The 19,349-nt window shown below is 41.8% G+C and carries 21 protein-coding genes; 11 read left to right on the top strand and 10 right to left on the bottom strand.

Annotation, left to right across the window (positions count from 1 at the left end):
• Positions 1–48 precede the first annotated feature (48 nt).
• Both CDG79_RS07730 and CDG79_RS07735 read left to right on the top strand, forming a co-directional pair.
• On the top strand, positions 49–1,395 hold the full coding sequence (locus CDG79_RS07730) for a GTP-binding protein (protein ID WP_094341676.1): 1,347 nt from the start codon (positions 49–51) through the stop codon (positions 1,393–1,395).
• A 198-nt stretch (positions 1,396–1,593) separates the two neighbouring features.
• Complete coding sequence (locus CDG79_RS07735; protein ID WP_094341625.1) at positions 1,594–1,854, top strand: Calvin cycle protein CP12; 261 nt, start codon at positions 1,594–1,596, stop codon at positions 1,852–1,854.
• Here the strand turns inward: CDG79_RS07735 and CDG79_RS07740 are convergent.
• Both CDG79_RS07740 and apcB read right to left on the bottom strand, forming a co-directional pair.
• The gene (locus CDG79_RS07740; protein ID WP_094341626.1) at positions 1,851–2,669 is read right to left on the bottom strand and encodes a TlyA family RNA methyltransferase; all 819 of its coding nucleotides are present in this window, start codon (positions 2,667–2,669) and stop codon (positions 1,851–1,853) included. The genes CDG79_RS07735 and CDG79_RS07740 overlap by 4 nt on opposite strands.
• Positions 2,670–2,816: 147 nt before the next feature.
• Positions 2,817–3,326 (bottom strand): allophycocyanin subunit beta, encoded by a 510-nt coding sequence (gene apcB / locus CDG79_RS07745; protein ID WP_069071277.1) that lies wholly within the window; start codon positions 3,324–3,326, stop codon positions 2,817–2,819.
• Positions 3,327–3,682: 356 nt separating this feature from the next.
• Here apcB and glnA point away from each other — a divergent pair, with 356 nt between their 5' ends.
• Positions 3,683–5,107 carry a type I glutamate--ammonia ligase gene (gene glnA / locus CDG79_RS07750; protein WP_094341627.1) on the top strand — a complete coding sequence of 475 codons (1,425 nt, stop codon included), beginning with the start codon at positions 3,683–3,685 and terminating at the stop codon, positions 5,105–5,107.
• Between the two features lie 111 nt (positions 5,108–5,218).
• Here the strand turns inward: glnA and CDG79_RS07755 are convergent, their stop codons facing one another.
• Positions 5,219–5,419: a hypothetical protein gene (locus tag CDG79_RS07755; protein WP_094327996.1), complete on the bottom strand. Its 201-nt coding sequence runs from the start codon at positions 5,417–5,419 to the stop codon at positions 5,219–5,221.
• A 200-nt stretch (positions 5,420–5,619) separates the two neighbouring features.
• Here CDG79_RS07755 and CDG79_RS07760 point away from each other — a divergent pair, with 200 nt between their 5' ends.
• On the top strand, positions 5,620–6,519 hold the full coding sequence (locus CDG79_RS07760; protein ID WP_094341628.1) for a ferritin-like domain-containing protein: 900 nt from the start codon (positions 5,620–5,622) through the stop codon (positions 6,517–6,519).
• An 820-nt stretch (positions 6,520–7,339) separates the two neighbouring features.
• Here CDG79_RS07760 and patX read toward each other — a convergent pair.
• The 4 genes from patX to CDG79_RS07780 all read right to left on the bottom strand — a co-directional run bounded on the left by patX (position 7,340) and on the right by CDG79_RS07780 (position 11,105).
• On the bottom strand, positions 7,340–7,567 hold the full coding sequence (patX, locus tag CDG79_RS07765; RefSeq protein ID WP_094327999.1) for a heterocyst-inhibiting protein PatX: 228 nt from the start codon (positions 7,565–7,567) through the stop codon (positions 7,340–7,342).
• Positions 7,568–7,674: 107 nt separating this feature from the next.
• The gene (locus CDG79_RS07770) at positions 7,675–9,465 is read right to left on the bottom strand and encodes an FAD-dependent oxidoreductase (protein WP_094341629.1); all 1,791 of its coding nucleotides are present in this window, start codon (positions 9,463–9,465) and stop codon (positions 7,675–7,677) included.
• Positions 9,466–9,674: 209 nt separating this feature from the next.
• On the bottom strand, positions 9,675–10,292 hold the full coding sequence (locus CDG79_RS07775) for a TenA family protein (RefSeq protein ID WP_094341630.1): 618 nt from the start codon (positions 10,290–10,292) through the stop codon (positions 9,675–9,677).
• Positions 10,293–10,334: 42 nt separating this feature from the next.
• Entirely contained in the window at positions 10,335–11,105 is a 771-nt protein-coding gene (locus CDG79_RS07780) for a pentapeptide repeat-containing protein (RefSeq protein ID WP_094341631.1), read from the bottom strand.
• A gap of 68 nt (positions 11,106–11,173) precedes the next feature.
• Between CDG79_RS07780 and CDG79_RS42155 the strand changes: the two genes are divergently transcribed.
• From CDG79_RS42155 to CDG79_RS07790, 3 genes are all read left to right on the top strand, one after another.
• A complete protein-coding gene (locus CDG79_RS42155; RefSeq protein WP_189524917.1) occupies positions 11,174–11,329 on the top strand; it encodes a hypothetical protein in 156 nt (51 codons plus the stop codon).
• 237 nt (positions 11,330–11,566) lie between these two features.
• Positions 11,567–11,833 carry a toxin HicA gene (locus CDG79_RS07785; protein WP_094341632.1) on the top strand — a complete coding sequence of 89 codons (267 nt, stop codon included), beginning with the start codon at positions 11,567–11,569 and terminating at the stop codon, positions 11,831–11,833.
• On the top strand, positions 11,820–12,029 hold the full coding sequence (locus CDG79_RS07790; RefSeq protein WP_442937455.1) for a type II toxin-antitoxin system HicB family antitoxin: 210 nt from the start codon (positions 11,820–11,822) through the stop codon (positions 12,027–12,029). Before CDG79_RS07785 ends, CDG79_RS07790 begins: the two co-directional genes overlap by 14 nt.
• Before the next feature lie 340 nt (positions 12,030–12,369).
• Here CDG79_RS07790 and CDG79_RS07795 read toward each other — a convergent pair whose 3' ends face one another.
• A complete protein-coding gene (locus CDG79_RS07795) occupies positions 12,370–13,425 on the bottom strand; it encodes an L-histidine N(alpha)-methyltransferase (protein ID WP_189524918.1) in 1,056 nt (351 codons plus the stop codon).
• Between the two features lie 193 nt (positions 13,426–13,618).
• Here CDG79_RS07795 and CDG79_RS07800 point away from each other — a divergent pair, with 193 nt between their 5' ends.
• The 4 genes from CDG79_RS07800 to CDG79_RS07815 all read left to right on the top strand — a co-directional run bounded on the left by CDG79_RS07800 (position 13,619) and on the right by CDG79_RS07815 (position 18,130).
• On the top strand, positions 13,619–15,412 hold the full coding sequence (locus tag CDG79_RS07800) for an ABC transporter ATP-binding protein (protein ID WP_094341634.1): 1,794 nt from the start codon (positions 13,619–13,621) through the stop codon (positions 15,410–15,412).
• A gap of 69 nt (positions 15,413–15,481) precedes the next feature.
• Positions 15,482–17,284: an ABC transporter ATP-binding protein gene (locus CDG79_RS07805; protein WP_094341635.1), complete on the top strand. Its 1,803-nt coding sequence runs from the start codon at positions 15,482–15,484 to the stop codon at positions 17,282–17,284.
• Between the two features lie 42 nt (positions 17,285–17,326).
• Positions 17,327–17,581 carry a TIGR03643 family protein gene (locus CDG79_RS07810; RefSeq protein ID WP_094328016.1) on the top strand — a complete coding sequence of 85 codons (255 nt, stop codon included), beginning with the start codon at positions 17,327–17,329 and terminating at the stop codon, positions 17,579–17,581.
• 15 nt (positions 17,582–17,596) lie between these two features.
• The gene (locus tag CDG79_RS07815; protein ID WP_094341636.1) at positions 17,597–18,130 is read left to right on the top strand and encodes a dihydrofolate reductase family protein; all 534 of its coding nucleotides are present in this window, start codon (positions 17,597–17,599) and stop codon (positions 18,128–18,130) included.
• A gap of 130 nt (positions 18,131–18,260) precedes the next feature.
• On the opposite strand, the gene trxA is transcribed toward CDG79_RS07815, so the two are convergent.
• Both trxA and CDG79_RS07825 read right to left on the bottom strand, forming a co-directional pair.
• On the bottom strand, positions 18,261–18,608 hold the full coding sequence (trxA, locus tag CDG79_RS07820) for a thioredoxin (protein ID WP_094341637.1): 348 nt from the start codon (positions 18,606–18,608) through the stop codon (positions 18,261–18,263).
• A 201-nt stretch (positions 18,609–18,809) separates the two neighbouring features.
• Positions 18,810–19,127, bottom strand: a complete 318-nt coding sequence (locus CDG79_RS07825) for a hypothetical protein (RefSeq protein ID WP_094341638.1) — start codon at positions 19,125–19,127, stop codon at positions 18,810–18,812.
• Positions 19,128–19,349 lie beyond the last annotated feature (222 nt).

The raw sequence follows: 19,349 nt of genomic DNA on the forward strand, positions 1-19,349 counted from the left end.
ATGGATATGTAGCCTGTTGTTTGTCCAACCTTGAATCAACCTAACTTCGTGCGTAATCTGCAAGAAACTCATTTAAATCGTGCCCGCGCCAGTCTCAGACAAGCGCTGTCTTGGTATGGATATCTTCGCAAATCAGGACAGCTGTCATCTAACCCAGAATTGGCAGGTTTGATCAAACCAGAATTGGAAGCTTTGAATTCCACACTCAACAAGCTGGACTCTAATGTTATCAGAATTGCTGCTTTTGGTTTGGTGAGTCGTGGAAAGTCAGCAGTTTTAAATGCTTTGCTGGGAGATAAAATTCTGCAAACTGGGCCCTTAAATGGTGTCACTCAATGGCCCCGTTCAGTGCGTTGGCAGCCAGGAGGTAAGGTACTAGTAGAGTTAATTGATACCCCCGGCTTAGATGAAATTGAGGGCGAGTCACGGGCGCTTATGGCGCGAGAAGTTGTGCATCAGGCGGATTTGATTTTGTTTGTCGTATCTGGTGATATCACGCGCACTGAGTATCAGGCACTGCTGGAATTGAGGCGATCGCAAAAACCCCTGATTTTAGTATTTAACAAAATAGACCTTTATCCAGATACAGACCGGGGAGCGATTTACCAAAATTTACAACAATTGGGTGCTGGACATCCCGAAGCGAAACCTCTACTACCTGATGAAATTGTGATGGTGGCGGCGGAACCAGCAGCAATGGAGGTGCGGGTTGAGTGGCCTGATGGGCGTGTCAGCTATGAATGGGAGACACCACTACCCCAAGTAGACGAACTCAAAGAGACAATTCTGAATATTCTGAATCGGGAAGGGCGATCGCTTCTGGCTTTAAATGCCCTCATCCAAGCACGGGATGCAGAAGCAGCCATCGCTCAAAAAACTATCGAATTACGCGAAAAAGAAGCTGAAAATATCATTTGGCAGTTTACCAAATACAAAGCTTTGGCAGTAATGCTCAATCCCATCGCTTTCTTAGATATCCTTGGCGGAACTGTTGCCGATTTAGCTTTAATTCGCGCCCTCGCTAGATTATATGGTTTGCCGATGACTAGCTATGAAGCCGGAAAAATTTTAAAAACGATTTTATTTAGTTCTGGTGGCTTGCTACTGGGGGAATTAGGTAGTAGTTTTATTTTGGGCTTAAGTAAAACTACGGCTGCAATAACCAGTGGTGATAATCCGAGCAATATTACTGCTTTTGCTGGCAGTGCGATCGCTCAAGCTGGTATCGCCGGCTATGGTGCATATTCCGTTGGCAAAGCCGCCCAACTCTATCTCGAAAAAGGCTGCACTTGGGGACAGTTGGGCGCTAGCAGCGTCATTCAAGAAATTTTATCTCAAGTCGATCGGAATACAATTCTGTATCGCTTGCGACAAGAGCTAGGCATAAAGTATTGATAATAAATAAGTTTTATTAAGTATTTGTTACCGTTTACAAGTGTTTATGAACTTCTATCAAGCTCTTCTGACAATTGACTGACATTCTGAATTTGGGATGCAAGATTAAGGGAACAGGTTACAGGGAACAGGCTATAGGAAATAAAACTATTCCCTATCCCCTAATATCTATCTGTATAAATTAAAGGTGAAAGGATCATGACAACTACCTTAAACTCATTTGAAACTGCTGGAGCGGCAAATCTTGAAGAAGCCATTACTGAAGCCATTACTGAAGCGCGGACAACTTGTGAGCTAGATGGTAGTAATTCTGCGGGTTGTGCCGTAGCTTGGGACATTGTGGAAGAATTGCAAGCTGAGAAAGCCGATCAACAGCAAGCAAAATTAAAGAAAACCTCTTTGGAAAACTACTGCGATCGCCATCCAGCTTCTGTAGAATGTCTAATCTACGACGTTTAACTTTTCCGTAAATCAGTTATTGCTGATTGTGTTATCTGCTTAATTGCCTCTAAATCAGGTGATGGTGTTTCACTTTCCATTCCCAACCACAAAAGATATTCGATATTCCCAGCCGGGCCAGTAATCGGCGACCAAGTTAAGCCTTTGTATTTCCATCCTAATTCATGGGCTGTTTGCAACACCTGGAAAATAGCATCAGCTTGGTCGTTTGGATCTCGCACAACGCCTTTTTTACCCACACGGGATCTGCCAACTTCAAACTGTGGCTTGACTAACAACACAGCTTCTCGGTTAGCTTGAGTTAGTTGCCACAAAGCAGGCAGAATTTTAGTTAAAGAAATAAACGATACATCAACTACTGCCAAATCAGGAATCGGGTCATTTTCGCCATATAACTCATCTGGTCGTAGTTGCCGTAAATTGGTGCGTTCCCGCAAAATCACCCGCGAATCATTTCGCAACCGCCAGTCAACTTGTCCGTAACCAACATCAATACCGTAAACTTGTTTAGCTCCAGCTTGCAAGAGACAATCAGTAAAACCACCAGTAGAAATCCCACCATCTAAACAAATGCGCTCTACTACAGGAATCGCAAATACTGACAAAGCTTTGGAAAGTTTTTCACCGCCTCTAGAAACAAAAGGCGATCGCTCTTTAATTTTTATTTGAGCTGCAATATCAACTTCTGTACCAGGCTTATCAACTAACTGCTGATTAACAGTAACTTCCCCCGCCTGAATTAACCGTTGTGCTAAGGCGCGAGAAGAACATAAATTTCGCTCTACTAATAGTGTGTCGAGTCTCTGTTTAGCCAATTAACTAGACTCTCCTGGTAAGATTCAAACTGTATTAATAAAAGTAAACGCACCTTGCCAGTCAAGCCAAAGTGCGATAATTGTTAATTCCACTTATGCGAACTTTGTTTGTATAGTTCCGCGATTTTTAGCCACCAGAGCTAGATGCTAAATATCGATCTCGCTCAACTCGCGCGTGATGTGATCGAATGGTTCATCTACAAAAGCAGTATTAACCACACCTGCTGCTGCTACTTGCTCCTTAATCAGATCCTTGAGAATCTGGATACCGCGAACCGTAGGCCCAATAGGCACTCCTAAAGAATTGTAAGTTTCCCGCAGTCCTTGCAGCACACGCTCATCCAATACATTTGTATTCCCAGCAACCAGCGCATAGGTGGCGTAGCGCAAATAGTAATCTAGATCGCGCAGGCAAGCCGCATAACGACGAGTTGTATAGGAATTTCCACCGGGACGGATCAATTCTGGCAGTTCTTCATATAACTTTAAACCAGCCTGCTTGACAAGTGCAGCCGCATTAGAATTTATCGCCGCCGCCGCTTGGACTCGGACTGTACCACTGTCAAAGTAAGACTTCAGGCTATCGATCGCATTCCGGTCAAAATACCGACCAGCTAAGTCATAATTCTTAATTAAACTTGTTACCGCATCGCGCATTCTTTTTTCTCCCAATCCTTGCTATTTATGGTTTGATATTTATTTGGCTGCACTTACGCGCCAGCAAATTTTTGTGCTATTTAAAATAGATTCGGCACAAAAACAATCTATCCACTATTTAAGGATTCTATGCCAAAGTTGACCCATATATGATGAACTTTCCAGTTTTGTACAGATGATTGCTGAAAGGTTAATATAACCTGTAATCCAGATATCTGTAGCACAGGCTACAAAATCCCCTAATGTCTAGTATTTAAGATATTTCTGGTGTGTCACGGCTTGATTGAGATCAGCAGGGTTAGGATGCAATGGAAGATTCTGGTTTACTTTAGAAAATCGGTAGAGAAGGAGTAACAATGACAACACCACAAGAAGTCTTGAAGAGAATTCAAGATGAAAAAATTCAACTGATTGATCTCAAATTCATCGATACAGTAGGAACTTGGCAGCACCTCACACTGTTCCAAGACCAAATCGATGAGACTGCATTCACTGATGGCGTACCTTTTGACGGTTCCAGCATCCGGGGTTGGAAAGCGATCAACGAATCGGACATGACGATGGTACTCGACCCCAACACTGCTTGGATCGACCCATTCATGAAAGAGCCAACGCTAAGTATAATTTGTAGTATCAAAGAACCCCGCACGGGCGAATGGTACAACCGTTGTCCGCGTGTTATTGCCCAAAAAGCAGTAGATTACCTGGTTTCCACTGGTCTTGGTGATACAGTCTTCTTTGGCCCGGAAGCTGAGTTCTTCATCTTTGACAGTGCTAGGTTTGCCCAAACTGCTAACGAAGGCTACTACTTCTTAGACTCCGAAGAAGGTGCTTGGAATTCTGGTAAAGCCGGTACCGATGAAAAACCCAACTTGGGCTACAAACCACGCTTCAAAGAAGGTTACTTCCCAGTTTCACCGACGGATTCTTTTCAAGATATCCGTACAGAAATGCTGTTGACAATGGCAAAATTAGGTGTGCCCATTGAAAAGCATCACCATGAAGTTGCTACTGGTGGTCAGTGCGAACTAGGTTTCAAATTTGGTAAGTTGATCGAAGCGGCTGACTGGTTGATGATTTACAAATATGTCATCAAGAACGTTGCCAAGAAATATGGCAAAACCGTTACCTTCATGCCAAAACCAATTTTTGGCGATAACGGTTCGGGAATGCACTGTCACCAGTCCATCTGGAAAGGTGGCCAACCTCTGTTCGCAGGTGATAAGTATGCTGGTTTGAGCGAAATGGCGTTGTACTACATTGGTGGTCTTCTCAAACACGCCCCAGCGCTATTGGCAATCACTAACCCCAGCACCAACTCCTACAAGCGCTTAGTACCTGGTTATGAAGCACCAGTGAACTTGGCTTACTCCCAAGGGAACCGTTCTGCTTCAATCCGTATTCCTCTATCTGGTACTAACCCCAAAGCCAAGCGTTTAGAATTTCGTTGTCCAGATGCTACTTCTAACCCCTACTTGGCATTTGCTGCAATGCTTTGTGCTGGTCTTGATGGCATCAAGAACAAAATCCATCCTGGTGAACCCTTAGATAAGAATATCTATGAACTCTCTCCAGAAGAACTAGCAAAGGTTCCTTCAACTCCAGGTTCTTTAGAATTGGCGTTGCAAGCACTGGAAAAAGATCACGCATTTTTGACAGAATCAGGCGTTTTCACGGAAGACTTTATCGAAAATTGGATTGACTACAAGCTAGGTAATGAAGTCAAGCAGTTGCAACTACGTCCTCATCCCTACGAATTTTACCTCTACTACGATGCTTAATTAAGGATCGGATCTCATCAACTAAAATTAATAAGTTTCGCCACCCTAGAGTAGAGGGTGGCTTTTTTTCCAGAGTTGTCAGTTGAGATATTCACTTAAAACTCTTGAAACTTAGCTCATGGAAGCATGACTAGGCCCATAAATCATCCGAGTGTTAGCATCTACCTTCCCTTGAATCGGGTTCCAATAGTGAGATGCTTCTTCAGGAAGACCAAGTTCTTGTGCAGCTCGCATCAGTATTGATTGTTGGCGATTCTTGACTTGCTGATGTTCGCGCACCATTAATGCACGAGATTTATCTGCAATAGACATAACCATAGTCCTCTCTATTTTGTGAATATATAATTTTTGTTTTCTCACTATACTAATATAACAATAATTCTGTAACATAAGCTACTTTTTACATAACTTTATATTTTATTTTGCTGACAATAGTCCAATTCATGGCACAAATACAGCAGTTGCAAATAAGTTAGGATCAAATACACGATTTACAAAATTTTACATAATCTATGACAGTTACCTACCCACGTAAATTTCAGAATGTTTTAGGTGCCAGAGAGATATTGAAACGGGTGGTATGCGATCGCGAAATCCATCTAATTACCCTTAACCGCTACCGTTACAGCGAACAACGCAGTTGTAAAGACCTGACTGACCTAATTGAACAACTGAATGGACAGCCACGAGAACTGGTGCGGGATTTGTCTCATCACATCTCAGATGAAGCTCGTCATGCCATGTGGCTAACTGACTTGTTGGCAGACCTGGGAGTAGATATTGGGAAGCCGCCCGGTTCTTCCTATATCAATGAATTTGAACGCCTACTCGACCACGAACAACAAGATCCAGTCCAAGAACTCGAAGATTTTGTGATTTCTTCTCTTGCGGCAATTAGCGCCACCGAAAAACGAGGATGTGAGTATTTTTCTGCTCACATTTATGCACTCAAGCAAGCGCCGCAGACAGAAGAAAACATCAAAATTCGGGAAACCATTGAAAAAATTCTCCCAGAGGAAGCACGACATGTCCGTTGGGGTAATCGTTGGCTAGGAGAAATCGCGCGTAAGAGTCCAGAACATCAGCAAAAAGTAGAGCAAGCCAAGCGAAAATATACCGCAATTGAACAAGCGGCATTTGAATCAGGAATGGATATTACCTTGGGTGCAGAACTACGACGAGTTGCCAACCTAGTGGAAGTGGCAAATACTATGCCGCTTTGGCAACGCCCCCAGTATCTGATGGAACGCTTACCCCAGACTTTATTAGCCCCTGAGTTGCAATTTACTAGGATTCAGGCTGCACAAAAGGCTTGGCAGCGCGATCCCCAGATGTTTATCGAGAAGTTTGTGCCGATGTTCCTCAACGGTATCCAGAAAACAGAAAATAACCGCAAAAAAACAAAAGTGTAAAGGGTATTGGGAATTGGGCATGGGTTATTTCTTTAATCTTCCTTGTCTCTATTCCCTTTTCTTTAAGTAAAATTCATCAAAAAAGAATTTAAAAAGACCAGATGCAAAATTTTGCATCTGGCCTTGGGTGTACAATAATTAAGAGAGTAAGATAATCTATTGAGCTATCAAATCCTTCTTAATATCTATTTATGTTGGTAGCCATCTGCGAGCAAAAGAACCAGGGTAGAAGAGTAGGTCACAAGTAGTAATATATGTTGCCAAGTGCAATAAACTTATACTACTTGTGCGAATCCATATTTTAGATAAGCTCAAATGAAACGAAAGGGATTTTATGCTTCGGTAAGGACGCTAAACACTCGTCAAAGCTAATATCCATTAGTTGCTCATATAGAAACTAGCTACTCAATGAATGAGAAGAAAACCTGTTGGGGAATAAAGTGAAGTTGCTTTAATACTGTTTCTTCAACAACCAAAATGTCTAAATTAGATGTGCTTTAGATTAACTGATAGCCAAAGTAACATCTATTTTTTGAGTCGTTGAAGATTGAGACGCAGAGCTTCCCAGGAATATGAGCATTTGAGGAGTTGTTAATGCTGTCGATCGAGGCACTTAATTTGATTTGCGTTTTGATCGCCAGGATTAATACCAACTTATGATATACAAAGCTTGCAGTTGAAATACTAAGCGATCGCTGAAGATTTTCGTGTGTCAACTGTATATATCTCTGCCAGAAAAGCTGTGTGAAAGATGTTAACACAACATCGTGTTTTCTGGTAATTTGGTTCTTTTGGAAAAAGAGGCATTATCCTACGGTAGTTAAACCACAACATAGGTAATTCCGTATTTTTGCGTTACTTCCCTACGCCCACTACCGCGATGACGTGGCGCATCATCTGGATTTTGTTCAGATGCTGCCGAGAGCCACTGTTCCGAAACAGGCGTGGAAAGTAGCCCAGTTGATAAGTGATTGACCATTGCTTGGCAGTTAGAAGCTAAGGGGCCGAACACCAGACTCGATACTAAAAGTGAAATGGCAGCACGCATAGCAAATGTCTATTTTGGAACTCTCCACTTCACTGATACTTAGCTTTTTGATTAATATCCGGATAATTCATCAAAAAGTATTCTGTTTTACTGAAAATAAACTCTTTTTATCCTCCGTTTAAATGTTCGACTAATAACCAATTACCAAAGTGGTTGTAACGACCCCACAATGTAACTAATTGTTCGTGAGGATAAGCGCTTAATTGCTCGTCAATATGCGATCGCAAAGTCACAAGCTGCCAATTTTGCCCTTGATATGCAGCTGGTGCTGTGACAGCAAATCTGTATTCCTGCCGATCCAAACGGGAGAAAATGCCTTTGAAACAGTTACTTTCTCGAATTAATGCCTTGTCAAAAGCAGAGTCAGGGTACTCATTCTCCGATGGGCAAGGGCAATAACCACTATCTGGATAGGCTTGTGGGTTATTTAAGTAATACAGTTGCCAGTGCAGCCAATCCGAACGATTGGGTGGAAGATTAAATAAAGGAATAATTGCTGTTTTTGAGCGATTATCTGCTAATAAAGCTGTTTGCAGCGCCCGAATAGGTAAATGCCTCGGCTGGCAGTTTAACTCAACACACATCGCTGCCGCCATTCCTGCTGCTTGACCAATACCCATAACCACCGGTTGTAATCTGGTGGCCCCATTGGCAATGTGGGAGACAGAAATGTTCTTTTCACAAACCAAGAAACCATCTGTAGTGGCTGGAATTAGGGAATTGTAAGGAATTGTAAAGGGAGTTCCAGTCCAACGTCCGCCCCAACGGATAGATTTTGGTTGCAGTGAGAATTGAACACCAGGATAATGATGGTCATTGGCGTAGTTACCAACTGCGAACGCATCATTAAATATAGATGCAACTCTCCCTTCAGCGATCGGCAAAATATCCTGTTCTCTGACAGTAGTTAGCCCCACTAAGCGGCGGCTTTCGCGGTAATAAGGATGCAGTGCAAAAGCTGTAGAGGTGTGAGGAAATACTTTTTCTGCTAAACCATAGCGGCGACCAAGCTGATTTTGGATAAAATGGGCAAAATTTTGGCTGTGCCAGCGAGATTCTTGGATGAATTCACCTCTGGACACATCTGACTCTATCAGCCGCCCTAATCCTTGGCCGTAGTCATTGCCACAGATTGGCCAATTAATCATGAATCGCCCACCAGGCAAACGTCCATAATTCAAAAATGTCTCTGCTCCATAGGCATCCCAAGCGCCTGTAAACTCTGAAGGATTATAGTTAGGGGCAGCTGGAATTTCTGGTGCCGCAGCTACGCCCGTCGTAGACATCGCATCACCAAAGTCTTGCATAATCACTACATAAGTAGGCGCTTGCACTGGATATCTCTTGGTGAAAGAGTTAAAATTCACTGGGGCGCTGGGTTCTCCCCATTCAGATTGCAATTCCCAGCCCCAACGGTAAGGTATTTCAGCTAAAGCTAATAAATCTCCTAATTCTGTGCCGTCGAGAATAATTTTGGCTGTGACAGCAAAATCAGCAAAGCGCACACCAGTAATAGAATCACTTTGACGATAAACTTCTATTGGCACTTGTCCAGAAATCCAGTGCAGATTTGGCAATTCTTGCACCCAATTGGCAAAAATCTCTGCCCCAATTCGAGGATCGTAACTAAAAAAGCTTACCCAACTGTTATCTAATCCTCCGGGCTGTCGTTGTCGCAATTCCTGCAAAAACGCACCCCATAACCCCGTTTGAAAAGCTTCTAATTCGTTACCATCGGGTGCAGATACTCCAGCTGAAGTTAGCATTCCCCCCAACCAAGAAAATTCACTTACCAGAATCGTTTTGGCTCCCCGTCGCGCTGCTTGGATAGCAGCCGCAGTGCCTCCGGTTCCACCACCGACAACTAAGACATCAGCTATGTATGTCTGATTAACCATTGCTTAATTTAGACAGGACTTAGGCAAAAAATAACCCAAACCTTGATTTTCTGGTAGGGGTAATACCCTGTGGGAAGCCGTTTTGCGTAAGTCCTAAAAATACTCAAAACTTTTTCAATAGAAATGATGATTGTGGGTGAGGAGACGAGGTGTATATATTCAAGAATTTGTCTAGACTATCTTTGAGCAGATGATAACAGCAGTTTTTACTACTCCCACGCAGCCTGAAAAAAATCGCGTTCGCAAAACATAGCATAACGATAGATTGAATGCACAACAGAATTGGTAGTGGCATAATTGTCAACCAAACTTTCTAATTGTTGTGTTAGTGGTTGAAATTCTGCGCTACTGTAAGTACGAATCCAGTCTGCATATTGATGATTAGGAATATCATTACGAGCTAATTGTTCTCCCAAAAAGGCATACAAACGCATACAGGGAGACATCGCCGCCGCAGTTAAACCCACATCTCCACTCCAAGCAGTTGCTAACAAAAAGTCAGTATAGCGGCGGGTAGCGGTTCCAGGTTCCACAGAATGCAAATTGACTCCCCACTGGGAAGCATAGCCACTATGCAGCCGCAGTTCTTCTAAAACTCCACTAGCTAAGTTATGAAATGTGGTGAAACCTAACCAGTCTGGTGCTTTAGCTGCGGCGATACTGTACGCACGGGCAAAAGCTTCTAAGAAAAAAGCATCTTGCCCTACGTAGTAAGCAAATTTCACCTGCTCAAGAGTACCATCGCCAATGCCTCGAACGAAAGGATGCTCTAAGCAAGCTTGAGCTAAGTCTTGATTTACTACCCATAATTCATTAGATAAAGTCATTTGTCATTTGTCATTTGTTTTATCCTCTCAAAAAGGAAACACTTAAAAAGGGAAGAACTGGAGTAAGACTGAGCCAAGACTTCCCAAAAAGTCAACGAAACTGGGACTACCAGTGCTTACTTGATCGTTTACGGGTGTTTTCAGTTCTTTAATAAAAGCCTGGGCTGTTTGTGTTCCAGAGGTATTGTTTTGGGATGTAAATAACTTTTCAGCAACTTGGGCATCTTGGAATGCACCTTGTCTATCTAGTATTTGGTAACGGGCGATACCACGAGCTAAATAAGCGCCTGCAAATTCTGGTTTAATAGCGATCGCTTGATTAAAATAACTGATTGCTTGCTGTTGGTTGCCTTTTTGCCCTTCTGCTATGCCTAAAGCATAAAATTCATCTGGTGAAGCAATTTGTGATGGGATGCCAACTGCACCTTGGAAGTTAGCCCCATTTAGGTAAGCACCTTTCATTTCTGCATTTGCTAGATAGGTATTTCTCAAATCAGTACCCGCCAAATTTGCCCCACTAAATTTAGCTTCGCTGAGATTAACACCAAATAAACTAGCGCCACTCAAGTTTGCACCTCGCAAATCTGCACCGCTCAAGTTTGCCCGACTGAGGTTAGCACCTGTGAGATTAGCACCGCTCAAATTGGCTCCAGATAAGTCAGCCATCACTAAACCTGCGTTAGTCAAATCACAGTTTTGACATTGTTTGGTTGCCAATAATTGTTTAACATGTTCAGAATTTGCCGCTTGTACGCTTGTTGTCAAACTAATGGTGGTTAAAAATGCGGCTGCACCGAGAATTTGGTTCTTCATATTCGCGTAATATTTATTACTCAATATTTAACACTAACTGAGACGGATTTATACCTCAGCATTATGATATGAGCAATCTCAATAATTTGACCTCTGTAGTTACCTATATTACTTGTAAGTTTGAGTATAGTGCTTATAGGTTGGGTTTAATACACCGTGTTTACCAGGCTATACCTTCTGGTGCGTCTGCTAGGCGATCGCATTTCCGCATTGTAGAGAAATAACCAAGCTATCAATGTCAAGCAAAATGATGCATCTGTATGATAGTCAAAACTGAGGGAACAACACTAAAGGCTGTGCAAAATATCGTTTAAAATCAAGCATCTCTAACATCCAAATAATCAGGATTTTCTTTAATCAAGTAAATCAGTGAAGCCGTGGTAAAAAGAGAAATTTGCTCTTATATGCCCTGATTTTAAATAAATATGAGACTATAGAAACATTAAAGCAGTCAAAAAAACGTGAGTCAGCAAGACAAACTCTTAGAAAAAATTCTCTCTGGGACTTCTGATACAGATATCCCTTTTGCCCAACTGTGGCAACTCTTATATACACTAGGCTTTGATGAACGGATTCGTGGCGATCATCGCATTTTTGTCAAAGCCGATGTTGAGGAAATATTGAACTTACAACAAAAGAGAGGGAAAGCCAAAAGCTATCAGATTAAACAAATTCGTGCAGTAATTATCAAATATAAGTTAGGAAGTAAAAATAATGTTTCGCTATGAAATTATTCTCTACTGGAGTGAACTAGATCAATCCTTTATTGCGGAAGTACCAGAATTGTCAGGTTGTGCTGCTGATGGTGATACTTATCAAGAAGCCTTGCACAATGTAGAATTAGTTATGCAGCAATGGATAGAAACAGCCAAGGATTTAGGGCGTTCAATTCCTCAACCTAGACCGCGTTTGATGTATATTTAATTGATACACCAACCAAGTCAAACTGAGTTTTTAGCATCATCAGAAATATTTGGCACTATCTACCATAATCGTATCTATAGGACTCATATTTGATTTTTGAAATATACGTAGGGTGCGTTATGCCAAAGGCTAACGCACCACTCCGAATTTTAGGTGTGTTACGCTGTCGTTAACACACCAAACCCTTGATAATGGTGCGTTACGAACTTCGTTCTAACACACCCTACATACCTAATTTTGTTCAAAAATCAAATAGGAGTCCTATAGCAGTTCTAAATCATTTGTGAAAACTTAGATACCCGACTTATTTAATAAATCGGGTATTGTGTAGTTGAAAATGTTAGTTACTGGCAACCTTACAAATTACCATAATATGTGATTTGTATTTGTCGGTACTATATTGAATAAGTTCTAATCCAGAACGTTCTAGTTCTTCCAAAAGTTGAGGAATTTCATATTTATGATGTCGCCAAATAGTAATTTCTTCTCCTTCGGAAATTTCAATATTTTTATCTATCCCCGTCAGACTAAAGTTTATAGTGTAATCATGATGGAATCTCATGTTGGCAACTATACTATCGGTTTTTAAATCATACTTTCTCACCAATTCACAATCTTCAGACTTAATGCCAATCTTATTTTGAACCCATCCATATATTTCTTCTACATGATACTTACAGCCACCTCTGACGTTTCCATCCCATGTAGAGTTAGAGCCAATCTCATTAGTGAACACCAAAAAATCATTTTTTTCCATACTATCTCTAAAGTTCTTGAATACCCGATCTCTATTTTGATGATTTCCAATAGTAACGCCTAAGTGTAAAAATATGTTGGCTTTATTTTCAATTTCGGCTTTATTTTGGAATAATTTTTTTGGTATAGAACTATTTTCTATATCAATTGGAGAACTGATAAAATCGACTTTAGGAAACCATTTTTTTAAATTATTTCTGGATACATCAAGCAGTTGTTCACTAATATCTAAGGCAATATATTTATTAATCTTATCTAATTTATTAAGTTTCTGAATAAAATCTTTTGCAGGATATGAATTTCCTGCACCTACATCTACGACATTGATTTTTTCGCCACTTTTAATATTTTCATTAAAGTAGTTAAAATTAGCCTTTAAAAGCTCAATTTCTACATTCGATGTTCGATACCATCTAGGAATAAGATATTTTAGATAAAAGTCATCCCATATTTTTGCACCTCTACCTTTATAAGAATACTTTAAAGGGATTTCTCGTCTGACTTCTAATGCATTAATTATCCCTAAGATTTCTTCTTCAGAAAAAATAGAGTAGAACTCAGAACTTGGCTTTGCTGTGCGACTGATAGCAGTTGACATATCTGAGGGAAGTTGGGAATTGCTATAAAAATTTTGAGCCATTATTCTTGTTCTTTGGTTTTCTTCGGTATTTAAATGGATTAGCCGCAATGCTTGCCAAAGACGTATTTTCCCATGCAGTTGTCCCCAAATGTGGAATTGTCACCACAAATAGATTTTATATTCGCCATTGACCAGTTGTTTTTTTACAATCAAAGTGCGAGATAATTTTTCAAAGATACAGGGGTGTATTTCAGTGGTTCAGCAGCCAGAACTCCGAGAAACTTCGTCGATACAGTCAATGCAGCGTGTGCTTAAGAGTTTAAGCACTTACCGATGGACTTCGCTAGGAGCATTGGTCAGCCTGTTGCTGTTGACGATCGCAAATGCGGTGACTCCACAATTATTTCGGTGGGGAATCGATCGAGGTATTAGCCAAAACAACCTCCAAATTGTGCTATACAGCGCCGCCTGGATGGTACTCGCCGCGATCGCTCGTGGTTTATTTAACTTTGGACAAAGCTATTTGGCAGAAGCAGCGTCTCAGGGTGTAGCTTATGACCTGCGGAACAAGATTTTCAGCAAAATTCAAAATCTCAGTTTTAGCTATCATGACCAGGCGCAGACTTCCCAACTGTTAACCCGTGTTACCAGCGATATTGAGCAGATCCGTACCTTTATTGGTACTAGCTTAATTCAGGTCATTGGTGGAATTGTCACACTGGTGACTATTGCGGTAGTTTTGCTGGTAATGAATTGGGAACTCGCACTGATTACACTAACAGCAGTACCTGTATCAGCATGGTTGATGGCACAATTTGTCGGTCGCAATAATAAACTTTTTCGGCAAGTCCAAGAGCAACTGAGCGACCTCAATGCCGTATTACAAGAGAACTTGCTAGGAATACGGGTGGTGAAAGCCTTTGTTAGGGAATCAGCCGAAAGGTCGCGTTACACGACCCTAAATGATGGTTTAGTGAAGGCAAACATGAAGACCATTAACGCCATCCACAATACCTTCCCGTTTATCTTTTTGCTGAGTAACTTGGTAACACTGGCAGTTTTCGGCTACGGGGGAGCGCAGGTGATTGGGCGTAGGTTCTCCATTGGCGAACTGGTGGCGTTTAACTCCTACCTAGCATTGATTCTCCAACCGATTTTGTTGATTGGATTTGCTGCGCCTGCGATCGCTCAATCAGCTGCTTCTGCGGAACGAGTTTATGAAGTTGTAGACGCTGAGGTAGAAATCCGCGATTGTCCCGGCGCTGTGCCATTTGAAACCTGCGGTGGGAGAATCACCTTTGAAAATGTTTCCTTTCGCTATCCGGGAGCCAGTACCGAAGCTCTCAAAGAAGTTTCCTTTGAAACCAAACCCAACGAACTAATCGCCGTTCTAGGGATGACTGGTTCCGGTAAAAGCACAATTATGAACTTAATTCCCCGCTTTTATGATGTCACCGGGGGAGCAGTTCGCATTGACGGAAGAGATGTAAAAAGTTTTACACTTAAAAGCCTGCGATCGCGAATTGGCATTGTATTTCAAGAAACCACTCTTTTCTCTGGCACACTCCGCGAAAATATTGCCTACGCCAAACCCAATGCAACCCTAGAGCAAGTGATTGAGGTTGCAAAAACCGCCCAAATGCATGATTTTATTATTGGTCTACCCGATGGCTACGAGACGATTGTGGGTGAACGAGGCGTGGGCCTATCTGGCGGACAAAAACAAAGAATTGCGATCGCTCGTACCTTACTAACCGATTACAGCATTCTGATTTTGGATGATAGTACCTCAGCTGTAGATGCCAAAACTGCTGCCCATATTCAAGCCGAACTAGATGGCTTAATGCGCCAAAAAACTTGCACAACTTTTGTAGTAGCTCAACGTATTAGCACCGTTAAGAATGCCGATCGCATTTTTCTAGTTGATAAAGGCCGATTGGTAGCCCAAGGTACTCACGAGGAATTGATGGAAACCAGCCCTCTCTACGGTGTGATTTTGGAATCTCAGGTAAAGACGAAAGAAAAAAATGATCCCAAACTAACGTAAATAGCATCGCTTGAGATTTTTATAACAGCCTTGTAATCCAAAATCCAAAATCTAAAATCCAAAATTGCTATGAGAGGCACTATTCCTGTTGTTGCATCTGACGATCGAGCGAGTAAGCAAATCTCCACCCTGCAACGCTTTTTGCAATATCTGCTACGTTATCGCAAAGAAATTCCCATCGCCCTGACATTAGTATTTATTGGTGCCGCAACCCAAGCAATTGGCCCATTTTTCCTCGGTTGGTCGGTCGATCGCCTAATTGCCCAAGGTAATTTGCAGGGACTCTTAATGTTATTAGGGCTACTAGGGCTGAACTACGGACTTGGCGTTTTAGCAATCCGAGGTCAAATTATTCGAGTCGGCTGGATTATGCAGCGATTGCTGGCTCAATTGAGGCAAGATATTTTTACTAAAATCCAAAGTCTGCCCCTCAGCTTTTTCGATCGCAGCGAAGCGGGCGATTTAATGAGCCGCCTGCTAAATGATGTTAATACTGTAAATCAGGCATTTGGACTAACGATCGCCCAAATGTTGGGCAACGTTTTCAGTTTGGTCGGCATAATCATTGCCATGCTCTCCATCAACCTGCAACTCGGATTGTTGAGCAACCTGGTTGTGCCACTGATGATTTTTACCACAAGTTTGTTTGCTCGTTGGGCAAGAACCAGGTTTCGCGTTACTCGACAGACTATTGGTCAGCTTTCCGCCAAGTTGGAAGAAGATATTGGCAGCGTCAGAGAAGCACAGGCATTTAATCGGGTACAGATGAATATCGCAGAATTCGACGTTCTTAACGCCGCCAATCGTGATGCCAACGTTGAGGCTGTAGCAATTACTTCGGCCTTTTTGCCCTCCATCGATTTTCTCAACACACTTGCAACCGCAGGTGTGATGGCTTATGGCGGCTACCTCGCAGTCACTGGATCTGCAACAGTGGGTGTGGTGACATCCTTTTTACTTTACGTCCAGCAGTTCTTCCGCCCTATCCAGATTCTCAGCCAGTTTTACACCCAAGCTCAATCTGCCTTCGCCGGATTAGAGCGAATCTTTCTATTACTAGATGAACCGTCAGAACTTAAAGATGCACCTGATGCGACAGAAATGCCGCCCATTCAGGGGGAAGTGACATTTGAGAATGTCAAGTTTGGCTATAACCCAGATCAATTGGTTCTTAAAGGGGTGAATTTGCACGCCTATCCAGGACAGATGATTGCATTAGTCGGGCCGACTGGTTCGGGAAAAAGTACAATTATTAACTTGATTTTGCGCTTTTATGATGTCTCTAGTGGTGCAGTGAAAATTGATGATATTGATGTGCGTAGCGTTACTCAAGCAGGTCTACGCCGTCAAATTGGCATCGTTCTACAAGATAATATTTTGTTCAGTGGTACCGTCGCCGAAAACATTGCCTTTGGCGCTCCCTATAGTACCCAAGCTGATATCGAAGAGGCTGCACAACTGGCAAATGTGCATGAGTTCATTACCTCACTGCCACAAGGTTATACAACCCAATTGGGTGAGCGGGGAGCGCCCCTGAGCCAGGGACAACGACAACTAATCAGTATTGCCCGTGCGGTGTTGATTAACCCCCGAATTCTGATTCTTGATGAAGCCACCAGTAGTATTGACACGCGCACAGAAGCGCTAGTACAAACTGCGATCGCTCGTTTGCTGCAAGGTCGTACCAGTTTCGTAATTGCCCACCGCCTGAGTACAGTTACTCAAGCAGATCGGGTATTAGTAATTCAGCAGGGACAAATTGTAGAGCAAGGTACTCACGCCGAACTCATCGATCGACAAGGTGTCTATGCCAACCTCTATGCCTTGCAACTGGGTGCAGCAGACACAACGGTTCTTCAAAATGAAAAGTAAAATGTTGTATATAGCTCAAATTTACCAATTGCCAGAAAAGGAATGAAGCTACCTAACCTCGATTCACAAACCATCGATCGCATCATTGAGATGGCATGGGAAGATAGAACATCTTTTGATGCTATTGAAGCTCAGTTTGGGTTGCTGGAGAAACAGGTAATTGCCTTAATGAGGCGCGAAATGAAAGAATCTAGTTTCCAAATGTGGCGAGAGCGAGTCACCAAACGCAATACAAAGCATTTATCTAAGCGAGAATTTATTGCAGGTCGGTTTAAATCGCACAATCAAAAAACGTAACTAATTGAAAGTAAAATGACGAAAGTTACACTCTACATTGCAGCTAGTTTGGATGGCTATATTGCTCGCAGCGATGGAGGAATTGAATGGCTATCAATCCTTGACACTGAAGGGGAAGACTTCGGTTATAGTGATTTCTACGAATCCATTGATGCGATTGTTTTGGGTCGCAATACTTATGAAGTAGGGCTTGGTTTTGATGAATGGCCTTATCCGGGGAAGAAATCTTTCGTTTTCACCAAACGCCATCTCCAATCTGACCGTGAGGACGTTGTATTTGTTTCCGATCCAGTAAATAACGCCTTAGCAAATATAGAGGCTCAAGGTTTTGAAAATATCTGGCTAGTTGGTGGTGGAGCATTAATCAATTCGTTTCTTCAGCACAGTTTGATTGACGAATATATTATTTCAACTATTCCAACTATCTTAGGTAGCGGTATACAGCTTTTCCCACCGCCTAGCCCTGAAGAACAATTGGAGCTAATTAACTCGAAACAATATTCTAGTGGTTTACTGCAATCACATTATAGGCGAAAAGTGAATCCTTAAAAATGTATAACTCATAATTACGCTTTAGGTGGTGATAAGTTCAATGCACCGAACTTCGGGGAATTTAAGCACCACCTGAAACGTCATTGCCGTTTTTAGGAATCGGATATTTTTTAATTACGAATTAAGTTTAAACAACCTCAAGAAGCTTCTGAACAGCTTCGCTAAACTGCTCGTAAGGAGAAACTCCCACGATGGTTTCTGCTAAATTGCCATCTTTGAAAATTAAAACTGCTGGAATACTGCGAAGACCGTATCTTTTGAAAATCGGCTTATTGCTGTCAACATCTACCTTCACGACTTTAGCGCGGCCTTTGTATTCTTGGGCGAGTTGATCCATTAACGGACTAACCAGCCGACAGGGGCCACACCAAGTAGCAGTAAAATCAACAACAACAACTTTCTCTTCACTTCCATTTAAAACAACATCAAATTCACTTTCTTCAACGTAATTAACTATCTGAGTATCAGTAGACATTTTTTTATTCCTTAGTATCAAACTAAAATTGCAGCAAAAAACTCACTATACAAACTATACCTCCTTCTGCCTGTCAGATTCACCAGTGACCTACATTGAGAAAGCCCCGCAACTGACTTTTGCTCAGTAGCGGGGATTTGATAATCTGATGGTGCATCATGCGATCGCTACCAACCTACCTAATCCAAAAATCTCACACCTTCAAGATGTAGAAGCGCCATCTCGATCAAACAGTTCTAACAAGCCAATTGTGCCTACAAAAAAAGTATAAATAGCATACTGGATTGGGATCTTTTTTATTGAAGGTGCATAAAAAGCTGCTATAATACCCAGGGTAAAGTGGCACGTCATAGCAAAACGCTCAATCCAAAAAATTGGATTCAGGCTGCTTGGTACATTACTATTAGTTAGTACGGCATAAATATTCCACGATTCTAATCCAATTGCACTGGTTATAAGCACTGTAGATATAACTTTTACAAAAGGAAAAATGTTTTTCTTTATAAACTTTAAGTTCATGCCATTCACAAAAAATTATTGAAAATACCTACAATACTCAGTGAAGTAACAGACAAGTTTATCTGTGAGGACTTACGCAAAAAGTCTCTCAAACTATTATTTTTCCGTGGTCTCTGTGCCTAGTATTTCTGTTATCCATACGTAAATATTAATGTCCGTTATCTAAAATTACCCCTAAGTCAACCAATCTTATATCATAATTCCCATTTTTGTAAAAGCCTC

This window comes from Nostoc sp. 'Peltigera membranacea cyanobiont' 232 (genome assembly GCF_002245985.1).
GTDB lineage: Bacteria > Cyanobacteriota > Cyanobacteriia > Cyanobacteriales > Nostocaceae > Nostoc.